The sequence below is a fragment of the Spiribacter roseus genome, from assembly GCF_002813635.1.
GTDB classification, from domain to species: domain Bacteria; phylum Pseudomonadota; class Gammaproteobacteria; order Nitrococcales; family Nitrococcaceae; genus Spiribacter; species Spiribacter roseus.
The window spans coordinates 394,956-416,192 of the sequence record NZ_CP016382.1 but is presented as its reverse complement, the minus strand read 5'-3'; the positions used below and the strand labels follow the sequence as shown (position 1 = coordinate 416,192).

Below are 21,237 nucleotides of genomic sequence, written 5' to 3'. Positions count from 1 at the left end.
GTGGCAATCCACGCTCACAATGCCGCCGCCAGCAACCGTTGGGTGTACGCCGCCTGCGGGTCGGTGAAAATCCGCTCCGCCGGCCCTGATTCCACCACCTGACCGGACTGCATGACGAGCATACGGTGGCTCATGGCCCGCACGATCTTCAGGTCGTGGCTGATGAACACGTACGCCAGCCCGTGCCGCGCCTGGAGTGATCGCAGCAACTCGACGAGCTGGGTCTGAACGCTTCGGTCGAGGGCCGAGGTGGGTTCATCCAGCACCACCACCGCGGGCTTGAGCACGATGGCGCGCGCCACCGCCACGCGCTGACGCTGGCCGCCCGAGAGTTCGTGGGGAAACCGCTCAGCCAGCGCCGGGTCGAGGCCGACCTCGGCGAGCGCCTCGCGGGCCAGGGCGCCGCGCTCGGCCGCATCGGCACCGATGCGGTGCACCGCCAGCCCCTCGCCGATGATCTGCTCGACGGAAAGCCGCGGGCTGAGACTGCCATAGGGGTCCTGGAAGACCACCTGCAGTCGCCGCCGCAGCGGCCGAAGCGCCCCCTTGCCCAGGCGACTGATATCACGACCCTCGAAGCGGATCTGACCGGTGGCGGCCTGCAGCCGCAGCAGCGCCATGCCCAGCGTGGTCTTGCCGGATCCGCTCTCGCCCACGACCCCCAGGGTTTCCCCGGCGCCCACCGCCAGATCAATGCCGTCCACCGCCTTGAGGTGGCCCACCACGCGTTTCAGCAGACCACCGCGGCGCGGAAACCACACCCGCAGATCCCGGGCCTCGAGCACCGTCTGCGGATTGGCGACGGGCCGCGGTCGGCCACTGGGCTCGGCGGCGATCAGCGCCCGGGTATAGTCACTGCGGGGCTGTTCGAACACGCTGGCGGCCTCACCCTGCTCAACTACGCGTCCCTGCTGCATGACCGCTACGCGATCCGCCACCCGGCGGACCACATTCAGGTCATGGCTGATCAGCAGCATGGCCATGTCGAGTCGTTGCTTGAGATCAGCCAGCAGCTCGAGGATCTCGGCCTGAATGGTCACATCCAGCGCCGTGGTGGGCTCATCGGCGATCAGCAGCCGGGGGCTGTTGGCGATCGCCATCGCGATCATCACACGCTGGCGCTGCCCGCCGGAGAGCTGATGCGGGAATGCCCCCAGACGGGCCGAGGCCTCGGGCAGCCGGACCATCTCGAGCAGTTCGACGATGCGATCCCGGGCCGCGGCGGCGCTCAGGCCCTGGTGGATGCGCAGGGTCTCACCGATCTGCTTTTCCAGCGTATGGACGGGGTTGAGCGAGGTCATGGGCTCCTGGAAGACCATGCCCAACGCACCCCCCCGGAACCGCCGCAGGGTCGCCGTGCTGGCACCGATCAGTGATTCGCCCTCCACCAGGATGCGGCCGGTGGGGTGACTGGCCAACGGATAGGGCAGCAGCTGGGGCACCGACAGCGCCGTAATGGACTTGCCCGAGCCACTCTCGCCCACCAGCGCCAGCGTTTCCCGTGCATTCAGGGTCAGATTGACCCCCTGCACGACCGGGGTCTGGCGCCCGCCCCGGCCGAAGGCGATGGACAGATCCTCAATCTGCAGCAGGGCGCTCATCCCGGGTCTCCGCCGCCAAAGGTCTTGCGCGGGTCGAACGCATCCCGCGCGGCCTCGCCGATGAACACCAGCAGCGAGAGCATGATGGCCAGTGTGAAAAACGCCGTCAGCCCCAGCCAGGGGGCCTGGAGATTGTTCTTGCCCTGCGCCAGCAGCTCGCCCAGCGACGGCGACCCCGGCGGCAGGCCGAAGCCCAGAAAATCCAGCGAGGTCAGAGTGGTGATCGAGCCGGTAAGAATGAACGGCATGAAGGTCACCGTGGCCACCATGGCGTTGGGCAGCGCATGGCGGACGATGATCACCCGATCGGCGACGCCCAGCGCCCGGGCCGCCTTGACGTAGTCGAAATTGCGCACCCGCAGGAACTCCGCGCGCACCACGCCCACCAGCTGTGTCCAGCTGAACAGCAGCATGATCCCCAGCAGCCACCAGAAGTTGGGCTGCACGAACCCGGCCATGATGATCAGTAGATAGAGCACCGGCAGGCCGGCCCAGATCTCGATGAAGCGCTGCCCCAGCAGGTCCACCCGACCGCCGAAATAGCCCTGGACCGCGCCCACCGCCACACCGATCACCGAGCTGGCCAGCGTCAGGGCCAGCCCAAACAGGACCGACAGGCGAAAGCCGTAGATCAGCCGCGCCAGCACGTCGCGCGCCTGATCGTCGGTGCCCAGCCAGTTGGCGGCGGACGGCGGCGCCGGGGCCGCCGATTCGCTGGCGTAGTTGATGGTGTCGTAGTGATAGGGAATCGGTGGCCAGAGCATCCAGCCCCGGGCGTTGATCAGCTCGGCGACGTAGGGATCGCGATAGGCCGCCTCGGTAGGAAAATCCCCACCGAAGGTGGTCTCGGGATAGCTCACCAGCACCGGGAAATACCAGTCGCCGTCGTAATGCACGAGCAGCGGACGGTCATTGGCGATGAACTCCGCACCCAGCGACAGACCGAACAGCACCAGGAACAGCCACAGCGACCACCAGCCCCGGCGATTGGCCCGGAACTGGGCCCAGCGGCGCTGATTGATGGGGTTCAGGCGCAGTCGGTCCATCACCCGTCCCGAGCCTCGAAATCGATCCGGGGGTCCACCAGCACATACATCAGATCGCCCAGCAGATTGAGCACCAGGCCGATCAGCGTGAAGACGAAAAGACTGCCGAAGACCACCGGATAATCCCGGTTGACCACCGACTCGAAGCCCAGCAGCCCGAGCCCATCCAGCGAAAAGATCACCTCGATCAGCAGCGCGCCGGTGAACAGCACCCCCACGAAGGCGGCCGGGAAACCGGCGATCACGATGAGCATGGCGTTGCGGAAGACATGCCCGTAGAGGACACGGCGCTCGCTGACGCCCTTCGCCCGGGCGGTCATGACGTACTGCTTGTTGATTTCCTCGAGAAACGAGTTCTTGGTGAGCATGGTCAGGCCGGCGAAACCGCCGATCACCATTGCCAGCACCGGCAGCACCAGATGCCACAGGTAATCGAGAATGCGGGCCGGCCAGGCGAGCTGCTCCCAATTATCGGAGACCAGCCCGCGCAGCGGAAACCAGTCCAGATAGCTGCCACCGGCAAAGACCACGATCAGCAGAATCGCGAACAGGAACCCCGGGATCGCGTAGCCGACGATGACCACGGCGCTGGTCCAGACATCGAACCCCGAGCCGTCGCGGACCGCCTTGCGGATGCCCAGCGGGATCGAGATGAGATAGGTGAGCAGCAGCGTCCACACCCCCAGCGACACCGACACCGGCAGTTTATCGACGATCAGCGAGAGCACCGTCTGGTCACGATAGAAACTCTCGCCCAGATCGAACTGCGCATAGTCCACCAGCATTTTCGCAAACCGCTCGTGGGCCGGCCGGTCAAAGCCGAACTGCGCCTCGAGCTCGGCGATATAGGCCGGATCCAGCCCGCGACCGCCGCGACTCTCGCCGGAGACCTCATCCGCGGCGACCCCCGAGAAACGGCTGGTGGACAGGTCCGCCGTGCCCTGGACCTGGGCCATCACCTGCTCGATGGGCCCACCCGGGGCAAACTGGACGATGACGAAGTTGATCAGCAGCACGCCGATCAACGTCGGGATCATCAACAGCAACCGGCGCGCGATATAGGCGTACACGCTCAGCGACTCCGCGGTCCGCGACTAGCGGTCATCCACCCGGGCCGCCCGTTCGGGGTCCACCCACCAGCTGTCCAGCGCCAGGCCATAGGGCGGGTTGTCCGCCGGCCGCCCGAAGCGATCCCAGTACGCCAGGCGAAAGCGATCGATATACCAGTTGGGGATGGCGTAGAAATGCCACTGCAGCACGCGGTCCAGGGCCCGGGTGCGGGTCACCAGTGCCTCACGATCGGGCGCGTCGATCACCGCGGTCACAAGCTCGTCGATCACCGGATCGCAGACGCCGGCCACATTGCGGCTGCCACTGATCTCCGCGGCCTCACAGCTCCAGAAGTCGCGCTGCTCGTTGCCCGGCGACAGCGACTGCGGCGCCACGTGCACGGTCATGTCAAAGTCGAACGCCTCCATGCGGTTCTGATACTGGGTGGGATCCACGGTGCGCACGCTCACCTCGGCCCCGAGCCGCTCGAGATTGCGCTTGAACGGCAGCACCACCCGTTCGAACGACGGCGAGACCAGCAGGATCTCGAAGGCCATCGGCTGACCCGACTCGGTGTGCGTCAGCGTGCCATCGCGGACCGCCCAGCCGGCGTCGCGCAGCAGCGCAAGCGCCCGGCGCAGGTTGGCCCGGCGTGACCCGTCGGTGGTATCCGGCGGTGCGTAGGCCTCGGTGAACACCCGCTCGGGGAGCTGGTCGCGGTAGGGCTCGAGGAGCTCGAGTTCCGCCTCGGAAGGCAGCCCCGTGGCCGCCAGCTCGGAGTTCTGGAAATAGCTGCGGGTGCGGTCATAGGCGCCGTAGAAGAGATTCTCGTTGGTCCACTCAAAGTCGAAGGCGTACGCCAGGGCCTCGCGCACGGCCGGGTCGGCGAACACCGCCCGGCGCGTGTTGAAGAAAAATCCCTGCATCCCCGCCGGGCGATCGTGGGGGATCTCGACGCGTTTGAGCAGGCCCGCTTCCACGGCGGGCGTGTCGTAGGCGGTGGCCCAGTTGCGCGCCACGTTCTCGCGGCGCAGGTGATACTCCCCGGCCTTCAGCGCCTGCAGCGCGACGGTGCCATCACGGTAGTAGTCGTAGCTGATGCGATCGAAGTTGTAGCGCCCGCGATTGACCGGCAGATCCGCCGCCCAGTAGTCATCGACGCGCTCGTAGACGATGCGCCGTCCCTGCTCCACCGAGGCCACGCGATACGGCCCGCTGCCGAGCGGCGGCGTCAGTGTGGTGGCGGTGAAGTCGCGCTCCGCCCAGTCGTGGGCGGGCAGCACCGGCAACTGACCGAGTATCAGCGGCAGCTCGGCATTGTCCGTGGTGGCAAAATGAAACTCCACGGTCAGCGGGTCGATCACCTCGACACGATCGACGTCCGCATAGTAGGCCCGGTAACGGGGGTGGCCGTCCTCACGCAGCCGGCGGAACGTCCAGGCGACGTCGTCGGCGGTGATCGGTTCGCCATCATGAAAGCGCGCCGTATCGCGCAGGTTGAAGCGGACGCTGGAGTGATCGTCGGCCACCTCGATGGAGCGGGCGATCAGTCCGTACTGCGTAAACGGCTCGTCCAGCGACTGCACGGTGAGTGTATCGAAGACCCGGCCCATGCCCTCGGCGGCGGTGCCGCGCAGAATGAACGGGTGCAGGCTGTCGAAGGTCGATGCCGCCACATTGGCGAGCTTGAGCGTACCGCCCTTGGGCGCCTGCGGGTTGACGTAATCGAAATGCTCGAACCCGGGCCCGTAGCGGGGCTCGCCATGCAGCGCCAGGGCATGCTCGGCCTCGGCCGCCAGCGCCTGGCCCATCCCGATCAGCGATCCCAGCGCGATGGCCCGCAAGGTCGGTCGGACGGCATCGAATGACAGCATTGAAACGCTCCTTATGGCATTCATCCCCGGCGCCGCTTGGCCGCGCCAGCGCTTTTGAGTAACGTACCGAGGATTATGACAGGGGCAAAGGGGTTCCCATGGGTTTTCTTGACAATCGCAAGGCACTGATCACGGGTGTCGCCAGCAACCGCTCCATCGCCTGGGGCATCGCCGAGGCCATGCACCGCGAGGGCGCCGAGGTCGCGCTCACCTACCAGAACGAAAAGCTCAAGCGCCGCGTGGAGCAGTGCTCCGAGGCCTGTGGCGGCGGGCCCGTGCTGCCCCTCGACGTGGCCGATGATGCCCAGATCGATGCCGTCTTTGAGTCGCTGGCTGACACCTGGGGCCATCTCGACATTGTCGTCCATGCCGTGGGTTTCGCGCCGCGCGATGAGCTCGAGGGCTCGTTTGTCGAGAACACGACCCGCGCCGGTTTCGGCATGGCCCACGACATCAGCGCCTACAGCTTCATCGCCCTGGCCCGAGGTGCCCGGCCGCTGATGCAGGGACGCAACGGCAGCCTGCTGACCCTCACCTACCTGGGGGGCGAGCGGGCGCTGCCCAATTACAATGTCATGGGCGCCGCCAAGGCGAGCCTGGAATCATCGGTGCGCTACATGGCGAGTGATCTGGGCGCCGAGGGTATCCGCGTGAATGCCGTCTCAGCCGGTCCGATCCGGACGCTGGCCGCCTCCGGCATCGGCGACTTCCGCCGCATGCTCGACTTCAATGCCGCCGCCGCGCCCATGCGGCGCAACGTCAGCATCGAGGAAGTGGGCAACACCAGCGCCTTTCTGTGCTCAGACCTTGCCTCGGGCATCACCGGCGAGATCGTGCACGTCGATGGGGGCTTCCATTCGGTGGCACTGGCCGGCACCGCGATGGATGGCGAGGGCTGACCCGCCCTCGCCCGGCAGCGACGATCAGAGATTGCTTTTGCGAATCTCCACATCCGCCCGGTCGCGGAGTGCCGCGACCACGGCCTGCACACTCGCCTCGCCGTCCAGCTCACTCAGCGTCTGCCTGAGCTGACCGCGACGTTCCGCACCGACCTCGGACGGGTCGCCGGGCTCCACCGCCTCCACCGCCACGGCGGCCCAGCCGTTGGCCAGGCGACCGACGCCGGCCCGGTCACCGCTGCCCGCCGGGCCGCTCAGCCGAAAGCCCCGCTCGCGAACGCCGGCCGGCAGTGACCGGTCATTGCGCCCACCAAGGGTGGGGGCGGTGTACTGCGCCGATTCGATGCCATCGGCCACACTCTGTAACGAGTCACCGGCGTTGACCGCGTCGGCGATCCGCTGGGCGTCCGCCCGCGCGGCGGCGGCGGCTTTCTCGTCCAGATAGGCGGTGCGGGCCTGCTCGCGGACCTCGTCCAGCGGCCGGACCCGTGCGGATCGGTAATCGGTCACCCGGACCACGGCGTAACCGCCGTCTTCGCGTTCGATCAGATCGCTGTTCTCACGATTATCCAGCATGGCGTCGCTGAAGGCGGTCTCAAGCACCGCCGGATCGCCGGCAACGCCACTGCCATCGGCGGCGGCATCGATCCACTCCGTGGATTCGACGGGGATGCCCACCGCGTCGGCCGCCGGCTCCAGCGTGGTCGGGTTCTCGAAGGCAAGCGTCTCAACGGTGTTGATCTGCTCGGTCACGCGCCGCTCGGCACGCTCCATGGCGATGTCCTCGCGGATGGAATCGCGCATCTGCTCGAAAGGCGGCAACTCCGCCACCTGCACATCGGTCACCTCGATCAGGTGCCAGCCAAACGGCGTGCGGACCGGCTCGCTCAGCTCACCGGGCTGCAACGACCAGGCGGCCTCGGCAAACGCATCGGCCACATCCGCCTGCTCGATCACGCCCAGCGAACCGCCCTGCGCCGCCGACCCCGAATCATCCGAGACCGCCTCGGCCACCGCGGCGAAGGACTCGCCCCCGCGAATCCGCTCGCGGGCCGCCTCGACGGTCTGACGCGCCGAACTCACCGCCGCCTCATCGGCGTCCTCGGGGACCGCCGCGAGGATATGCCGAACCGTACGCGCCGCGTCCTCGCCACTGCCGCTGGCCCGCTCGTCATAGCGCTCGCGCACCGCCGACGCCGAGACCTCGATGCTCGGGGCAATGGCCTCCGCCGACAGGCTCAGATAACGCAGCTGGACCTGTTCGGGTTCGCGGAACCGTTCACGGTTCGCCTCATACCATTCCTGCAGATCGGCATCGGTCACCTCGATGGTGTCGCGGTAGTCCGCGGTCTCGAGGGTGGCCCAGCTGAGCCGGCGCTGCTGCGCCTGGAGGGCGATCAGGCGGTCCACCGTCTGCTCCGGGGTAAAGGTCGTGGACTGTACCGCGCGCTGGAGCAGTGAAATCGACAGGTCGCGGCGGATCTGGGACTCGTAGGCCTCCGCGGTCAGGTTGTTCTGCTGCAGAAGGCTCTGATAGCGCTCGGTGGAAAAGCTTCCATCCACCTGGAACATGGACTGGCTGCGCACCGCCTGCGAGACATCGGCGTCGCTGGCCCGCAACCGCTTGTCACGGGCGTAGTTGATCAGCGCCTGGCGATCGATGAGCTGCTCGAGGACCTGCCGGCGCAGATTGTCCGTGCTGAACACGGCGGGATCGTACTGATCGCCCAGCATGCGGCGCAGTTCCGACTGGCGCTGCTGATAGGCCTGATCAAGCTGGGTGCGGGTAATCTCGGCATCCCCGACGGTCGCCACCACCTGGGGGCCGCCATTGCCGACATAGTTATACAGCCCGAACAGGGCGAAGGGGATCACCAGCAGGCCCACGATGACGTAGGCGATCCAGCCGCTGGTTCGATCTCTGATGGAGAGCAGCATGGTTGGATTCCGTATAACAAAAAGGCGCCTTGGGGCGCCTTCCTGAGGGTGGGATTGTATGGCGGAGCGGACGGGATTCGAACCCGCGACCTCCGGCGTGACAGGCCGGCATTCTAACCTGCTGAACTACCGCTCCGTTTTTCACCTTGGTGGGTGGTGAGGGGTTCGAACCCCCGACATTCGCCTTGTAAGGGCGACGCTCTCCCAACTGAGCTAACCACCCCGATAAAGCGGCGCTTAGTTTACCGCATCCTTGAGTGCCTTGCCAGCCTTGAAGCCGGGCACTTTCGAGGCCGCGATGTTGATGGACTCGCCGGTCCGCGGGTTGCGACCGGTCCGCGCCGCGCGCTCGCGCACGGTGAAGGTCCCGAAGCCGACCAGCGTGACCTGGTCACCCTGATTGAGCGCATCCGTCACGGTGGAGGCAAAGGCATCAACCGCCTTGGTGGCGTCGGCCTTGGACAGGTCGGCCGATTCGGCGACGGCGTCGATGAGTTCAGACTTGTTCATGGATGAATCCCCTTCGAAATTATTCTATCAATGATCGCCCGTTGGTCGGCTGACTCGCATGCTATCGCTACGCCCTCCCAACGACAATCGCATAGCGCCAGATCATTAAGCATTGTGAGGTTGGTCGCTGTCAAACGACAAAGCCTTTCAGTGCGGGCGTTGGCTGGTCGTGGGGGCCTCCTGGCCACTGCCGGTCTCGGCCACCGGCTCACCCGCCCCGGCAAGCGCGACCGGTTGCGAGACCAGCGCGGCGGCCAGCACTTCATCCATCCAGCGCACGGTGCGGATATCCAGCTTCGACTGGATGTCGCGTGGGATATCGGCCAGATCCTTGCGGTTGTCCGCCGGGATCAACACCGTGCGGATCCCCCCGCGCAGCGCCGCCAGGAGCTTTTCCTTGAGCCCGCCGATGGGCAGCACCTCGCCCCGCAGGGTGATCTCGCCGGTCATCGCCACTGCCGCGGACACCGGTATCCCGGTGGCCGCGGAGATCAGCGCCGTACACATGCCGATGCCCGCACTGGGTCCATCCTTGGGGATGGCGCCCTCGGGGACGTGGATATGGATGTCGTGACCGGCGTGGAAGTCGGCGGGAATGCCGAGTGACGCCGAGCGGCTGCGCATCACGGTCTGCGCCGCGTGAATCGACTCCTTCATGACATCGCCCAGCTGACCGGTATTCTGTAACCGGCCCTTGCCCGGCACCACGGCACTCTCGATGGTGAGCAGCTCGCCGCCGACCTCGGTCCAGGCCAGCCCGGTGACCCGACCCACCTGATCGCTGGTCTCGGCGACGCCATAGCGATGACGCCGCACGCCCAAATACTTATCGAGGTTCTGCGTGTTGACCTGGACCGCCTTGTCGCGCGGCTTGATCAGCACCTCCTTGACCACCCGCCGGGCGATCTTGGCCACCTCGCGCTCGAAGTTGCGGACACCGGCCTCGCGCGTGTAGTAGCGGGCGATGTCGCGCAGCGCGTTGTCGCTGACTTCCAGCTCGCCGGGCTTGAGGCCGTTGGCCTTGATCTGCTTGGGCAGCAGGTAGTGCCGGGCGATGTTGACCTTCTCCTCCTCGGTATAACCGGACAGGCGGATGACCTCCATGCGATCGAGCAGCGGCCCGGGAATATCCAGGGTGTTCGCCGTACACACGAACATGACGTCGGAGAGGTCGAAGTCCACTTCCAGATAGTGATCGTTGAAGGTGGCGTTCTGCTCGGGGTCGAGCACCTCGAGCAGTGCCGAGGCCGGATCGCCCCGAAAATCCATCGCCATCTTGTCGACTTCGTCGAGCAGGAACAGCGGATTGCGCTTGCCCACCTTGGTGAGCTTCTGGACGATCTTACCCGGCAGCGAGCCGATGTAGGTCCGCCGATGACCGCGGATTTCGGCCTCGTCACGGACACCGCCCAGCGACATACGCACAAAGCGGCGGTTGATCGAGCGCGCGATGGACTCGCCCAGCGAGGTCTTACCGACACCCGGTGGCCCCACCAGGCACAGGATGGGGCCTTTGAGTTTGCGCACCCGCTGCTGGACGGCCAGATACTCGAGAATCCGTTCCTTGACCTTCTCAAGCCCGTAGTGGTCCGCATCGAGAATCGCTTCGGCCCGGCCCAGGTCGTGGCGCACGCGGGTGCGCTTTTTCCAGGGCAGCGCCACCATCCACTCGAGGTAGCTGCGCACCACCGTCGCCTCGGCGGACATGGGCGACATCATCCTGAGCTTGTTGAGCTCCTGATCGGCTTTCTCGCGCGCCTCGCTGGACATGCCCGCGGCCTCGATCTTCTGCTCGAGATCCTCCACCTCGTTGGGGGCGTCGTCCATCTCGCCGAGCTCTTTCTGAATGGCCTTCATCTGCTCATTCAGGTAGTACTCGCGCTGCGACTTCTCCATCTGCTGCTTGACGCGGCCACGGATGCGCTTTTCGACCTGCAGCACGTCCAGCTCGCCCTCGATCAGCCCCATCAGGTGCTCAAGCCGTCGGGCCGGGTTCTCCATTTCGAGGATGGCCTGCTTTTCGTCGATCTTCAGGCTCATGTGCGCCGCGATGGTGTCGGCAAGCCGTCCCGGGGCTTCAATGCCCTGCAGCGAGGACAGCACCTCGGGCGGGACCTTCTTGTTGAGCTTGACGTACTGCTCGAACAGCGACATCAGCGAGCGGATCATGACCTCGACTTCGTCGTTGCCCTCCACCGACTCATCCGGCAGCGATACGGCGCTGGCGGCGAAATGGCCGTGCGCGTCGTCAAGATCGGCGACCTGGGCACGCTCGACCCCCTCCACCAGCACTTTGACGGTGCCATCGGGGAGCTTGAGCATCTGCAGGATATTGGCGATGGTGCCCACGGTGTAGAGATGACCCGCCGCCGGGTCGTCCACCTCGGCGCTGTGCTGGGCGACCAGCAGTATCCGCTTGTCCTCGGTCATCGCCCGCTCGAGGGCCTCGATGGACTTCTCCCGACCGACGAACAGCGGAATGACCATGTGCGGGTAGACGACGACATCGCGCAGCGGCAGCACCGCCATGGCGGTGCCGCTCGCCGGCGTCAGTTCCTGAGTCATAGGAATCCTCTTGGGGCCGGGCTGCCCGGCCGCGGGTCAGTCCGACGCCGCGGCAGGCTGCTGCTCCGAGCCATCATAGATGAGATAGGGGGCCGTCTCGCCGCGGATGACCGCGTCATCCACCACGACCTTGCTGACATTGTCGAGCGAGGGGAGCTCGTACATGGTATCCAGCAGGACATGCTCGACCAGCGTCCGCAGTCCCCGCGCCCCGGTGTTGCGGGCGATGGCCTTGCGTGCGACTTCGTAGAGCGCCTCGTCGCGGAACTCGAGTTCGACGTTTTCCATCTCGAAGAGGCGATGGAACTGCTTGACCAGCGCGTTCTTGGGCTCACGGAGGATCTGCACCAGCGCATCCTCATCGAGCTCGTTGAGCGTAGCCACCACGGGCAGCCGTCCCACGAACTCGGGGATCAGCCCGTAGCGCATCAGATCCTCGGGCTCGACATCCCGAAGCGTCTCGCCCACGGCCTTCTGCTGCGAGGCGTCCTTGATTTCGGCGGAGAAACCGATGCCGCCCTTCTCGGAGCGCTGCTCGATGACCTTCTCCAGGCCGGCGAACGCACCACCACAGATGAACAGGATATTGCTGGTGTCGACCTGCAGGAACTCCTGCTGCGGGTGCTTGCGCCCGCCCTGGGGCGGCACCGACGCGGTGGTGCCCTCGATGAGCTTGAGCAGCGCCTGCTGGACACCTTCGCCCGAGACATCACGGGTGATCGAGGGGTTGTCCGCCTTGCGCGAGACCTTGTCGATCTCGTCGATGTAGACAATCCCGCGCTGCGCCTTCTCAACGTCGTAATCACACCGCTGCAGGAGCTTCTGAATGATGTTCTCGACGTCCTCGCCGACATACCCCGCCTCGGTCAGCGTGGTGGCATCGGCAATGGTGAAGGGCACGTCCAGCAGACGGGCCAGCGTCTCGGCGAGCAGCGTCTTACCCGAACCGGTGGGGCCGATGAGCAGGATGTTGCTCTTGTTGAGCTCGACGTCATCGCGGCCCTGGGGGGCCTGCATGCGCTTGTAGTGATTGTAGACCGCCACTGACAGGACCTTTTTGGCGTGGTCCTGCCCGATGACGTGTCCGTCAAGCTCGGCGTTGATCTCATGGGGCTTGGGCAGGCTCGCGCTCTTCTCGGCGCTCGCCTCCTCCATTTCCTCGCGGATGATGTCGTTGCAGAGCTCGACACACTCATCGCAGACAAACACAGAGGGCCCCGCAATGAGCTTGCGTACCTCGTGCTGGCTCTTGCCGCAGAATGAGCAGTGGAGCGGCTTGCCGTTGTCGTCGCCGCGACCGCCATCATTTTTGTCAGTCATGGGCTACCTTTGTGCATGCCAGAAACAGTCAATTTCGACGATGCCCGCTTTTCCACGGGCACGCAAGGCGCCGCTACTCGAGCGGCAGCTTGCTGCGATCGGTCAGGACCTGGTCCACCAGGCCATAGTCGCGCGCCGCCTCGGGATCCATGAAGTTGTCACGCTCGGTATCCTGGGCGATCGTCTCGATGGGCTGACCGGTGTGATGGGCCAGAATGCCGTTGAGACGCTCGCGGGTGTTGAGGATCTCACGGGCATGGATGTCGATATCCGTTGCCTGACCCTGGAAGCCGCCCAGCGGCTGATGGATCATGACCCGCGAGTTGGGCAGCGCGAAGCGCTTGCCCGCCGCACCCGCCGCCAGCAGCAGCGAGCCCATGCTGGCCGCCTGACCAATGCACACGGTGCTGATGTCGGGCTTGATGAACTGCATGGTGTCGTAGATCGCGAGCCCCGCCGTGACCATGCCACCGGGGCTGTTGATGTAGAAGTGGATATCCTTATCGGGGTTTTCCGACTCCAGGAACAGCAGCTGGGCGATCAGCAGATTGGCCTGATGATCCTCCACCGGCCCCACCAGGAATATCACCCGCTCCTTGAGCAGCCGCGAATAGATATCAAATGCACGCTCGCCACGTGCCGTCTGCTCGACCACCATCGGCACGAGGCCGGTGGCCATCGGGCCGTTATCGGGGCGCTCTTCGCTCATGTTCACTCTGACTCCTGACCGTTTTTGGTCTCGGTGCTGTCTTCATCCTCGACGCCACTGGTAAGCGCGTCGAGACTCATCGGTTTTTCCACGACACTGGCCCGCTCGAGCACCCAGTCGACCACCTGATCCTCCATCACCTGGAGCTGCAGGCTCTGCATGGCCTCCTGGTTCTGCAGGTAGTGCTGCATGACCTGCTGCGGCTGTTCGTAGCCGGCGGCGATCCGCTGCAGCGCCGACTGCATACGCTCGGGATCGATCTCGATGCTGTTCGCCCGGACCACTTCGTTGACCAGCAGCCCCAGCTTGACCCGCCGCTGGGCCTCTTCTTCGAAACGATCCGCCGGCAGATCGGGATCGTCTCCCGCGGCGCCGGCCTGACGCATCTGCTCGAGCGTCTGCTCACGGACCTGCTCGATCTCCTGATCCACCAGCGTGCGTGGCAGCGTCACCTCGTGGCGTTCGACCAGCGCATTCATCACCTGGTTCTTGATCCGACTACGAACCGCCTGGTCGCGTTCCCGTTCGAGGCTCTCGGCGATGCGCGTGCGCAGTGCCTCGACGCCGCCTTCAATGCCCAGGGTCTCGGCAAAGGCCTCGTCCGCTTCCGGCAGCTCCGGGGCTTCGACCTTTTTCATGGTCACGGCGAACTCAGCCTCACGCCCGGCGATCGTGGTATCCGGAAAGCCATCGGGGAAGGTATAGCGGATGGTCTTCTGATCACCGGCCTGCATGCCGGTCAGCGCCTCTTCGAAGGGGCCGGGCATCTGCCCGTCGCCCAAGGTGACTTCAACGTCTTCGCCCTGGTTGCCCTCGAACTCCTCGCCATCGACCCGGCCGTCGAAATCGATGGTCACGCGATCACCCTCCGCGGCCGCGCGCTCGACCTCGGTGTACTCGGCGTGCTGACGCCGCAGCCGGTCGAGGATGCGATCCACGTCGGCGGCCTCGATATCCACCGCCGGGCGCTCAAGCTCAATGGACTCGATACCCTCGACCTCGATATCGGGGATCACCTCGAAGCGCGCTTCGTACTCCAGATCCTTACCGGGCTCCACCGTCAGCGGCTGGATATCGGGCGTGCCGGCGGGCCGGAGCGACTCCTGCTCGAGCGCCTCGGAATAAGTGGTCCGCACCACTTCGTCGAGCACCTCGCTGCGCACCTGCGGCCCATAGCGCTTTTCCACGACTTTCATGGGCACCTTGCCGGGCCGGAACCCCTGCAGGCGGACCTGGCCACGCATCTCGCGCAGCTTTTCATCGACCTTGCCGTCCACCTGTTCGGAGGGCACCTGGACCTTCAACGTACGCTGCAGGCCGTCGCCCGACTCCACCGATACTTGCATTACCTACCTCTGGATTTTTGGTGCGAAAGGCGAGACTCGAACTCGCACGGGGGGATGCCCCACTGGGACCTAAACCCAGCGCGTCTACCAGTTCCGCCACTTTCGCGCAGTAAAACGTCATCACGCAGTATACCGGCATGCCGCATCCGGCAAAAGCTAACCCCGATGGACGCGCCCGTCCTGCGCCGGGCGGCGCCGCTGCCAAGCCTTATGGCCCTCGACCACCGCCACCACCGGCAGACTGACGAGCACCGCGACCAGCCAGTCCCGCAGACCCAGCGCGCGGGTGTCGAACAGCAGCTGCAGGGGCGGCGCATAGGTGAACAGCAGCTGGGCGAGCACGATCACGGCGATGGCGCCCAGCACGTAGCGGTTTCCCAGCAGCCCACCGCGATTGAGGGTGCCGGCATGCAGGCGGCGGGCCGAGAACAGATACCAGACCTCGAACAGCACCAGGGTATTGATGGTCAGCGTGCGCACCTCGGCCAGATCGCGCCCCGCGGCCTGCTCACTGAGGAACACCGCCAGCGTTCCGCCCAGCATCACCAGAGCCACCAGCCCCAGCCGCATGCTCATGCCCGGGGGGATCAGCGCCGCATCGACGGGGCGTGGCGGTCGCTCCATGACGGCCTCTTCGGCGGGCTCGAAGGCCAGCGCCAGCGCCAGTGTCACCGCGGTGATCATGTTCACCCAGAGGATCTGGACCGGCGTCACCGGCAGGACCAGGCCCGCCATCACGGCCACCACCAACAGCAGGGCCTGGGCGGCATTGGTGGGCAGGATGAACAGGATCGACTTGACGATATTGTCGTAGACGACGCGCCCTTCGTGGACGGCCGCCTCGATGGTCGCGAAGTTGTCGTCGGCGAGAACGATCTCCGAGGACTCGCGGGCGGCATCGGTGCCCCCCCGCCCCATGGACACGCCGACATCCGCGCGCTTCAGCGCCGGGGCATCATTGACGCCGTCGCCGGTCATCGCCACCACCTGCCCATCGGCCTGCAGGGCCTCCACCAGGCGCAGTTTGTGAGCCGGTGACACCCGCGCGAACACCGAACGCCCGGCGGCGGTGCGCTGGAACTCATCGTCGTCCATGGCCTCGAGGGCGGCGCCGGTCACCCCGCGGGTTTCGTCTCCCAGCCCCAGCTGACGGCCGATCGCCGCGGCGGTCACCGCGTGGTCGCCGGTGATCATCTTAATGCGGATGCCCGCCCGCTGGGCCGCCGCCACCGCATCGATCGCCTCGCGCCGGGGCGGGTCGATGATGCCGACCAGGCCGATCAGTACAAGCGAACCGGGGCCCGCCTCCTGGTGCAGGTCCACCGCCGCGTCATCGCCGCGCTGCTCCGCCACCGCCAGCAGGCGCAGCCCGCGGCCGGCCAGCTCCTCGGCGCGACCATGCCACGCCGCTTCATCCAGTGCCGCGGTACCGGCGCCGGTGAGCACCCGGTCGCAGCGCGGCACGATGGCTTCCGGCGCGCCCTTGACCACCAGCCGCCGGGCCTCGCCCTCACCATGTTGCGTGGCCATGTAGCGATGCCCGGCATCAAACGGAATGCTGTCGACCCGCGGGTGCTGCGACCGCCAGGCCTCGACATCGACATCACTGGCCGCCGCCAGATGCAGCAGCGCAACCTCCATGGGATCGCCACTGACCTGCGTCTCGCCGGTGCTGTCCGGCGTAATGGTCGCATCGCTGCAGAGCGTGACCGCCTCGGCCAGCACCCGGGCGGTGTCGCCGTGTGGCGGGTCGTGCTGCGGATCGACGGTCTGCAGCCCATCGGCCAGCAGCAACGCCTGGACGGTCATTTCGTTGCGCGTGAGCGTGCCGGTCTTATCCGAGCAGATCACCGTGACCGCGCCCAGCGTTTCCACCGCCGGCAGACGTCGCACAATGGCATTGCGGCTCGCCAGCCGGCGCACCCCGAGAGCGAGGGTGATGGTGACGATCGCGGGCAGGCCCTCCGGGATCGCGGCCACCGCCAGGCCGACCGCCGCCATGAACATCGCCACCGGCGAGAACCCGTGCAGCAGCACCCCGGCCACGGCGGTCGCCGCCCCGGCCGCGACGATGATCACCGCCAGCTGGCGTCCCAGCTGATCGAGATGACGCAGCAGCGGCGTGGTCAGTGTCTCGACCCGCGAGAGCATTTCGGTGACCTGGCCGAGCTCGGTCCGGTCCCCGGTCTCCACCACGAGACCTTCGCCCTCGCCGGCGGTCACCAGCGTGCCGGCGAACGCCATCGAGCGCCGGTCCCCCAGACTGGCCCCGGCTTCGACCGGCTCGTGGGTCTTGTCCACGGGCACCGACTCGCCGGTCAGTGCCGACTCGTCGACGGCGAGGCCGCTCGTGCGGATCAGGCGCACATCGGCGCTGACCTTGGCGCCGGGTTCAAGGATCAGCACATCCCCCGGCACCACCCGGGCGGCATCCACCGTCTGGCGCCGGCCGTCGCGCCGCACCGTGGCTTCCGGGGCGAGCATTCCGCGGATGGCGGCCATGGCGCTCTCGGCCTTGCCCTCCTGGATGTAGCCGATCACCGCGTTGATCAGCACCACCGCCACGATGACCCCGGAGTCGATCCAATGTCCCAGCGCCGCGGTGATGACCGCGGCCGCCAGCAACAGATAGATCAGCAGGTTGCGGAACTGGCTGATCAGGCGCTGGAACGCGCTGCGGCGCGCCGGGGGACGTTGGCGGTTGGCACCGTAGCGCTCGAGCCGCTGGGCCACCTCGGATTCATCGAGCCCGCCGCGCTTGGTGTCGAGCTGGTCGACGGTGGTCTCGACGCTGCGTGCGTGCCAGTCCATCGGCGCTACCAGTGACCGGTGCCGGCCTCACCCTTCCACGGGCCAACCAGCTCATCGGTCACCCAGCCGCCGTAGTAGCGGCCCGACTGGGCCTTGACCGGCTCGTCGCCGACGTAACAGGTGAGTTGCTCCGGATACAGCGAGTACCAGCCGGCGATGGACTCCGCCCCCGGCAATGGGGCCGGATAGCGCCAGACGGCCGCCTCGGCCACCGCCGTGGGCGTGACCACGTCAAAGTACTCCGCCTCGCCCTTCCATTCGCAGAAGGTGCGCTGTGATGACGGCCGCAGCCAGCGGGACTCCACCGCCTCGGGCGGCAGGTAGAAGGCCGGCGGGCTGCCGGTCTCCTTGACGCGGATGGCGTGATCGCTGCGGGCCACCGGGTGACCGTCCAGGCTGACGCTGACCCCACGCGGGTCCGGTTCGTAGGCCGGCGGGCGGGGATAGTCCCAGACCGACTCCTGCCCGGGCCCGGGCTCAACCGCAAAATCCGGCCGATCACCCCCTTTGTAGCGCCAGGCCTCGCGGCGCGCGCTGATGTCCGTGGGATCCGTCATGGCGCCCTCCTCGTCCAAATCGCGTTTGGTGCATTGCAACACGGGACCGAAGATTGTGCCAGTCGCCGCGGGCGTGACGCGGATCCTGAAGGGCTCGATGCAGACAGGGGCTTCGCGTACCGTGGAGCATTGTTCATTCACCTATCAGGAGACACCCCGATGGTCGACCATCGCATCACCCGCCCCGTGCTGGGCAGTCTGATCCTTGCCGGGGCATGGCTGAGCGCCCCGGCCATGGCGGCGGACTATGTCATTGACACCGAAGGCGCCCATGCCTCCATCAACTTCCGCATCAGCCACCTCGGCTACAGCTGGCTGACGGGACGCTTCAACGACTTCAGTGGCCAGTTCAGCTACGACGCCGACAACCCCGAGGCGGCGAGCATCTCGGTGGATATTGATCCGGCCAGCGTTGATTCCAATCACGCCGAACGCGATGAGCATCTGCGCAGCGACGACTTTCTGGCGGTCGAGTCCCATCCGGAGGCCGGTTTCGTCAGCACCGACTACATCCCCCACGGCGACGGCACGGCCACGCTCGAGGGCGAGTTCACGCTGCGCGGTGTGACCCGACCGATCAGTATTGATGTGGAGAAGATCGGCGAAGGCGAGGATCCATGGGGCGGCTATCGCGCGGGCTTCACCGGCGAGACCTCGTTCCAGCTCGCCGACTATGGCATCGACTACAATCTGGGCCCGGCCAGCGAGACCGTCTACATCCAGCTTGAGGTCGAGGGCATCCGTCAGTAGGTCATCAGCATGTCGCCGGGGTCGATCCACCCCAGCGACAGGCCGACGGTATAGAAGCTGGTCACCGAAAACTCATGGACCGTGGAGTCGGTATGGGCGACGGTGATCGCCCCGCAGACCTGCCGACAGGCGGCCTTGGTGACCTCCTGGAGCAGGGCGAAATCGCGGAAATAGGCCTTCAGGGGCGGCTGCCCCTGCGCCCTGCGCCGGGCGTTCTTGGTGGCAATGGCCTCGTCCACCGCCGTTTCCAGGCGGGTGATGGCCCCGGGGCTGGCGGCTTCCAGACAGGCTTCAAGCTGCGAATAGCGGAACTCGGTGATCACCCCCTGCCGATCGGCATCGCGGGCGTGGTAGGGGGCAATCGCCTCATCCAGGCAGACCAGTCCACGATCCAGTGACAGCCGCTCTGCGACCCGTGGCGTGATCGCCGCGATGCCCCGCGCCTCGCGCGGATCGCCCTGGGTGATCAACAAGGGGGTCCGGGAATCGGGTCGGGACTGCCAGTGCACCTGCAGGCGCTCGCCAAGCCGCTCGGCCACGACGGCCGGGTCACGATCGTCGCGCCCGCCGGCGCCTTCAATCACGACCGGGTGATAGCGGCTGAGGCGGCTCAGCGGGTCGCCGGACAAGGCATTGCTCCGTGAATGAGGTTGCCGGGTGGTCGGGATCGGATGGTGGGCCGTGAAGGACTCGAACCTTCAACCAACTGATTAAGAGTCAGCTGCTCTACCAATTGAGCTAACGGCCCATCGAAAAAGGTGGGGTGAGCGATGGGACTTGAACCCACGACCACCGGAGCCACAATCCGGAGCTCTACCTAACTGAGCTACGCCCACCACCGATTGTTTTCCTGCGGTATGGCTGGTCGGGGTGGAGGGATTTGAACCCCCGACATCCTGCTCCCAAAGCAGGCGCGCTACCAGGCTGCGCTACACCCCGCTTCGTCCGCAGGATTCCCGCCGCATTCGTCAGGAATCCCGAAATAATACTGAGCCCCCTACTGGCGGTCAATGCGCGTATAGTGGTGCTGATCACAAGGAGTAACCATTCGATGACATTTGATGATTTCGGTCTCCAGACCGAACTGCTCGACGCCGTGAAGGCATCGGGCTACACCACCCCGACGTCCATTCAAGAGCAGGCCATCCCTCAGGTCCTTGACGGCAAAGACCTCCTCGGCGCCGCCCAGACCGGCACCGGCAAGACCGCCGCCTTCACTCTGCCGCTGCTCCAGCGGCTTGCCGCGGTCGAACCCCAGGGCAAGCGCCGCCCCGTGCGGCTGCTCATTATTGCCCCCACCCGCGAGCTGGCGGCCCAGATCCATGACAGTGTCAAGCAGTACGGCCGCAATCTGCCGCTGCGCTCGGCTGTCATATTCGGCGGCGTTGGCATGCAGCCCCAGATCGATCGTCTGCGCAAGGGGGTCGATATTGTCATCGCCACCCCGGGACGCCTGCTCGATCACCTCCAGCGCGACAACCTGCGCCTCGACCGCGTCGAGAGCGTGGTACTGGATGAAGCCGACCGCATGCTCGACATGGGCTTCATTCACGACATCCGCAAGGTCATGAAAAAGCTGCCCACCGAGCGGCAGACGCTGATGTTCTCGGCCACTTTCTCCCGCGAGATCCGCCAGCTTGCCGGGGGCATGCTGAAAAACCCTGTCGAAATCGACGTCGCCCCCAAGCACAGTGCCGCCGACACGGTGGAGCAGTCGGTCTATCGCCTGGACAAGGCTGAGAAGCGGCCGCTGCTAAGCCGCCTGATCCGCGAGGGCGACTGGCAGCAGGTGCTGGTGTTCACCCGCACCAAGCACGGCGCCAACAACCTGAGCAAACAGCTCGACAAGGATGGGCTGAGCACCGCCGCGATTCATGGCAACAAGAGCCAGACGGCGCGCACCAAGGCGCTGGATGGTTTTAAAAAGGGTCACGTGCGGGTTCTGGTGGCCACCGACATCGCCGCCCGCGGGCTCGACATCGACCAGCTGCCCCATGTGGTCAACTTTGACCTGCCGCATGTGGCCGAGGACTACGTCCATCGCATTGGTCGCACCGGTCGTGCCGGCAATTCCGGTGAGGCGATTTCGCTGGTGGCGCCGGATGAGGGCAAACTGCTGAAAGGCATCGAGCGCCTGCTCAAGCGCTCCCTGCGGCGCGCCGACGCCGCCGCCTGATAAAGACTGGCGCGCCCGGCAGGGCTTGAACCTGCAACCCTCGGCTTAGAAGGCCGATGCTCTATCCGATTGAGCTACGGGCGCA

At 66.1% G+C, this 21,237-nt stretch carries 16 protein-coding genes and 7 tRNA genes; 3 read left to right on the top strand and 20 right to left on the bottom strand.

Annotated features, from left to right (window positions below):
* Positions 1-14 precede the first annotated feature (14 nt).
* The 4 genes from BBH56_RS02115 to BBH56_RS02100 are packed head-to-tail and all read right to left on the bottom strand — an operon-like array spanning position 15 to position 5,571.
* Positions 15-1,601: an ABC transporter ATP-binding protein gene (locus BBH56_RS02115; protein WP_144347715.1), complete on the bottom strand. Its 1,587-nt coding sequence runs from the start codon at positions 1,599-1,601 to the stop codon at positions 15-17.
* Entirely contained in the window at positions 1,598-2,647 is a 1,050-nt protein-coding gene (locus BBH56_RS02110; RefSeq protein WP_198515235.1) for an ABC transporter permease, read from the bottom strand. The genes BBH56_RS02115 and BBH56_RS02110 overlap by 4 nt, the downstream gene beginning before the upstream one ends.
* Positions 2,647-3,717: a microcin C ABC transporter permease YejB gene (locus BBH56_RS02105; RefSeq protein WP_144347716.1), complete on the bottom strand. Its 1,071-nt coding sequence runs from the start codon at positions 3,715-3,717 to the stop codon at positions 2,647-2,649. Before BBH56_RS02105 ends, BBH56_RS02110 begins: the two co-directional genes overlap by 1 nt.
* 24 nt (positions 3,718-3,741) lie before the next feature.
* Positions 3,742-5,571, bottom strand: a complete 1,830-nt coding sequence (locus tag BBH56_RS02100; RefSeq protein WP_148121773.1) for an extracellular solute-binding protein — start codon at positions 5,569-5,571, stop codon at positions 3,742-3,744.
* Between the two features lie 98 nt (positions 5,572-5,669).
* On the opposite strand from BBH56_RS02100, the gene BBH56_RS02095 reads away from it, so the two are divergent.
* Positions 5,670-6,470 carry an enoyl-ACP reductase FabI gene (locus tag BBH56_RS02095; RefSeq protein ID WP_148121772.1) on the top strand — a complete coding sequence of 267 codons (801 nt, stop codon included), beginning with the start codon at positions 5,670-5,672 and terminating at the stop codon, positions 6,468-6,470.
* A gap of 24 nt (positions 6,471-6,494) precedes the next feature.
* Here BBH56_RS02095 and BBH56_RS02090 read toward each other — a convergent pair whose 3' ends face one another.
* The 11 genes from BBH56_RS02090 to BBH56_RS02040 form a co-directional block, all read right to left on the bottom strand.
* A complete protein-coding gene (locus tag BBH56_RS02090) occupies positions 6,495-8,408 on the bottom strand; it encodes a SurA N-terminal domain-containing protein (RefSeq protein ID WP_148121771.1) in 1,914 nt (637 codons plus the stop codon).
* A 59-nt stretch (positions 8,409-8,467) separates the two neighbouring features.
* A tRNA-Asp gene (locus BBH56_RS02085) sits at positions 8,468-8,544 on the bottom strand.
* 11 nt (positions 8,545-8,555) lie between these two features.
* Positions 8,556-8,631 (bottom strand) — tRNA-Val (locus tag BBH56_RS02080).
* A 14-nt stretch (positions 8,632-8,645) separates the two neighbouring features.
* Positions 8,646-8,918: an HU family DNA-binding protein gene (locus tag BBH56_RS02075; protein WP_110883137.1), complete on the bottom strand. Its 273-nt coding sequence runs from the start codon at positions 8,916-8,918 to the stop codon at positions 8,646-8,648.
* 147 nt (positions 8,919-9,065) lie between these two features.
* Positions 9,066-11,483 carry an endopeptidase La gene (gene lon, locus BBH56_RS02070; RefSeq protein WP_148121770.1) on the bottom strand — a complete coding sequence of 806 codons (2,418 nt, stop codon included), beginning with the start codon at positions 11,481-11,483 and terminating at the stop codon, positions 9,066-9,068.
* A gap of 36 nt (positions 11,484-11,519) precedes the next feature.
* Entirely contained in the window at positions 11,520-12,803 is a 1,284-nt protein-coding gene (gene clpX, locus BBH56_RS02065; protein WP_110883139.1) for an ATP-dependent Clp protease ATP-binding subunit ClpX, read from the bottom strand.
* Between the two features lie 73 nt (positions 12,804-12,876).
* Positions 12,877-13,512: an ATP-dependent Clp endopeptidase proteolytic subunit ClpP gene (gene clpP / locus BBH56_RS02060; protein ID WP_110883140.1), complete on the bottom strand. Its 636-nt coding sequence runs from the start codon at positions 13,510-13,512 to the stop codon at positions 12,877-12,879.
* Between the two features lie 2 nt (positions 13,513-13,514).
* Positions 13,515-14,858: a trigger factor gene (tig, locus tag BBH56_RS02055; protein WP_148121769.1), complete on the bottom strand. Its 1,344-nt coding sequence runs from the start codon at positions 14,856-14,858 to the stop codon at positions 13,515-13,517.
* 18 nt (positions 14,859-14,876) lie between these two features.
* Positions 14,877-14,964: transfer RNA gene (locus tag BBH56_RS02050), tRNA-Leu, on the bottom strand.
* A 50-nt stretch (positions 14,965-15,014) separates the two neighbouring features.
* A complete protein-coding gene (locus BBH56_RS02045) occupies positions 15,015-17,669 on the bottom strand; it encodes a cation-translocating P-type ATPase (RefSeq protein WP_148121768.1) in 2,655 nt (884 codons plus the stop codon).
* Positions 17,670-17,674: 5 nt separating this feature from the next.
* A complete protein-coding gene (locus tag BBH56_RS02040; RefSeq protein WP_148122709.1) occupies positions 17,675-18,226 on the bottom strand; it encodes a DUF427 domain-containing protein in 552 nt (183 codons plus the stop codon).
* 159 nt (positions 18,227-18,385) lie between these two features.
* Between BBH56_RS02040 and BBH56_RS02035 the strand changes: the two genes are divergently transcribed.
* On the top strand, positions 18,386-18,976 hold the full coding sequence (locus BBH56_RS02035; RefSeq protein ID WP_186295100.1) for a YceI family protein: 591 nt from the start codon (positions 18,386-18,388) through the stop codon (positions 18,974-18,976).
* Here BBH56_RS02035 and BBH56_RS02030 read toward each other — a convergent pair.
* From BBH56_RS02030 to BBH56_RS02015, 4 genes are all read right to left on the bottom strand, one after another.
* Positions 18,970-19,605, bottom strand: coding sequence for a shikimate kinase (locus BBH56_RS02030; protein ID WP_148121767.1), 636 nt, complete (start codon positions 19,603-19,605; stop codon positions 18,970-18,972). The genes BBH56_RS02035 and BBH56_RS02030 overlap by 7 nt on opposite strands.
* 43 nt (positions 19,606-19,648) lie before the next feature.
* A tRNA-Lys gene (locus BBH56_RS02025) sits at positions 19,649-19,724 on the bottom strand.
* 11 nt (positions 19,725-19,735) lie between these two features.
* Positions 19,736-19,812 (bottom strand) — tRNA-His (locus tag BBH56_RS02020).
* Between the two features lie 26 nt (positions 19,813-19,838).
* Positions 19,839-19,915, bottom strand: a tRNA-Pro gene (locus BBH56_RS02015).
* Between the two features lie 112 nt (positions 19,916-20,027).
* On the opposite strand from BBH56_RS02015, the gene BBH56_RS02010 reads away from it, so the two are divergent.
* The gene (locus BBH56_RS02010; protein ID WP_144347725.1) at positions 20,028-21,152 is read left to right on the top strand and encodes a DEAD/DEAH box helicase; all 1,125 of its coding nucleotides are present in this window, start codon (positions 20,028-20,030) and stop codon (positions 21,150-21,152) included.
* A 7-nt stretch (positions 21,153-21,159) separates the two neighbouring features.
* Here BBH56_RS02010 and BBH56_RS02005 read toward each other — a convergent pair.
* Positions 21,160-21,236 (bottom strand) — tRNA-Arg (locus BBH56_RS02005).
* Position 21,237 lies beyond the last annotated feature (1 nt).

Excerpts from the sequence above, each read along its gene's own strand:
- BBH56_RS02115 (WP_144347715.1), bottom strand. The coding sequence starts at position 1,601 with ATGAGCGCCCTGCTGCAGATTGAGGATCTGTCCATCGCCTTCGGCCGG.
- BBH56_RS02110 (WP_198515235.1), bottom strand. The coding sequence starts at position 2,647 with ATGGACCGACTGCGCCTGAACCCCATCAATCAGCGCCGCTGGGCCCAG.
- BBH56_RS02100 (WP_148121773.1), bottom strand. The coding sequence starts at position 5,571 with ATGCTGTCATTCGATGCCGTCCGACCGACCTTGCGGGCCATCGCGCTG.
- BBH56_RS02095 (WP_148121772.1), top strand. The coding sequence starts at position 5,670 with ATGGGTTTTCTTGACAATCGCAAGGCACTGATCACGGGTGTCGCCAGC.
- BBH56_RS02090 (WP_148121771.1), bottom strand. The coding sequence starts at position 8,408 with ATGCTGCTCTCCATCAGAGATCGAACCAGCGGCTGGATCGCCTACGTC.
- BBH56_RS02075 (WP_110883137.1), bottom strand. The coding sequence starts at position 8,918 with ATGAACAAGTCTGAACTCATCGACGCCGTCGCCGAATCGGCCGACCTG.
- lon (WP_148121770.1), bottom strand. The coding sequence starts at position 11,483 with ATGACTCAGGAACTGACGCCGGCGAGCGGCACCGCCATGGCGGTGCTG.
- clpX (WP_110883139.1), bottom strand. The coding sequence starts at position 12,803 with ATGACTGACAAAAATGATGGCGGTCGCGGCGACGACAACGGCAAGCCG.
- clpP (WP_110883140.1), bottom strand. The coding sequence starts at position 13,512 with ATGAGCGAAGAGCGCCCCGATAACGGCCCGATGGCCACCGGCCTCGTG.
- tig (WP_148121769.1), bottom strand. The coding sequence starts at position 14,858 with ATGCAAGTATCGGTGGAGTCGGGCGACGGCCTGCAGCGTACGTTGAAG.
- BBH56_RS02045 (WP_148121768.1), bottom strand. The coding sequence starts at position 17,669 with ATGGACTGGCACGCACGCAGCGTCGAGACCACCGTCGACCAGCTCGAC.
- BBH56_RS02040 (WP_148122709.1), bottom strand. The coding sequence starts at position 18,226 with ATGACGGATCCCACGGACATCAGCGCGCGCCGCGAGGCCTGGCGCTAC.
- BBH56_RS02035 (WP_186295100.1), top strand. The coding sequence starts at position 18,386 with ATGGTCGACCATCGCATCACCCGCCCCGTGCTGGGCAGTCTGATCCTT.
- BBH56_RS02010 (WP_144347725.1), top strand. The coding sequence starts at position 20,028 with ATGACATTTGATGATTTCGGTCTCCAGACCGAACTGCTCGACGCCGTG.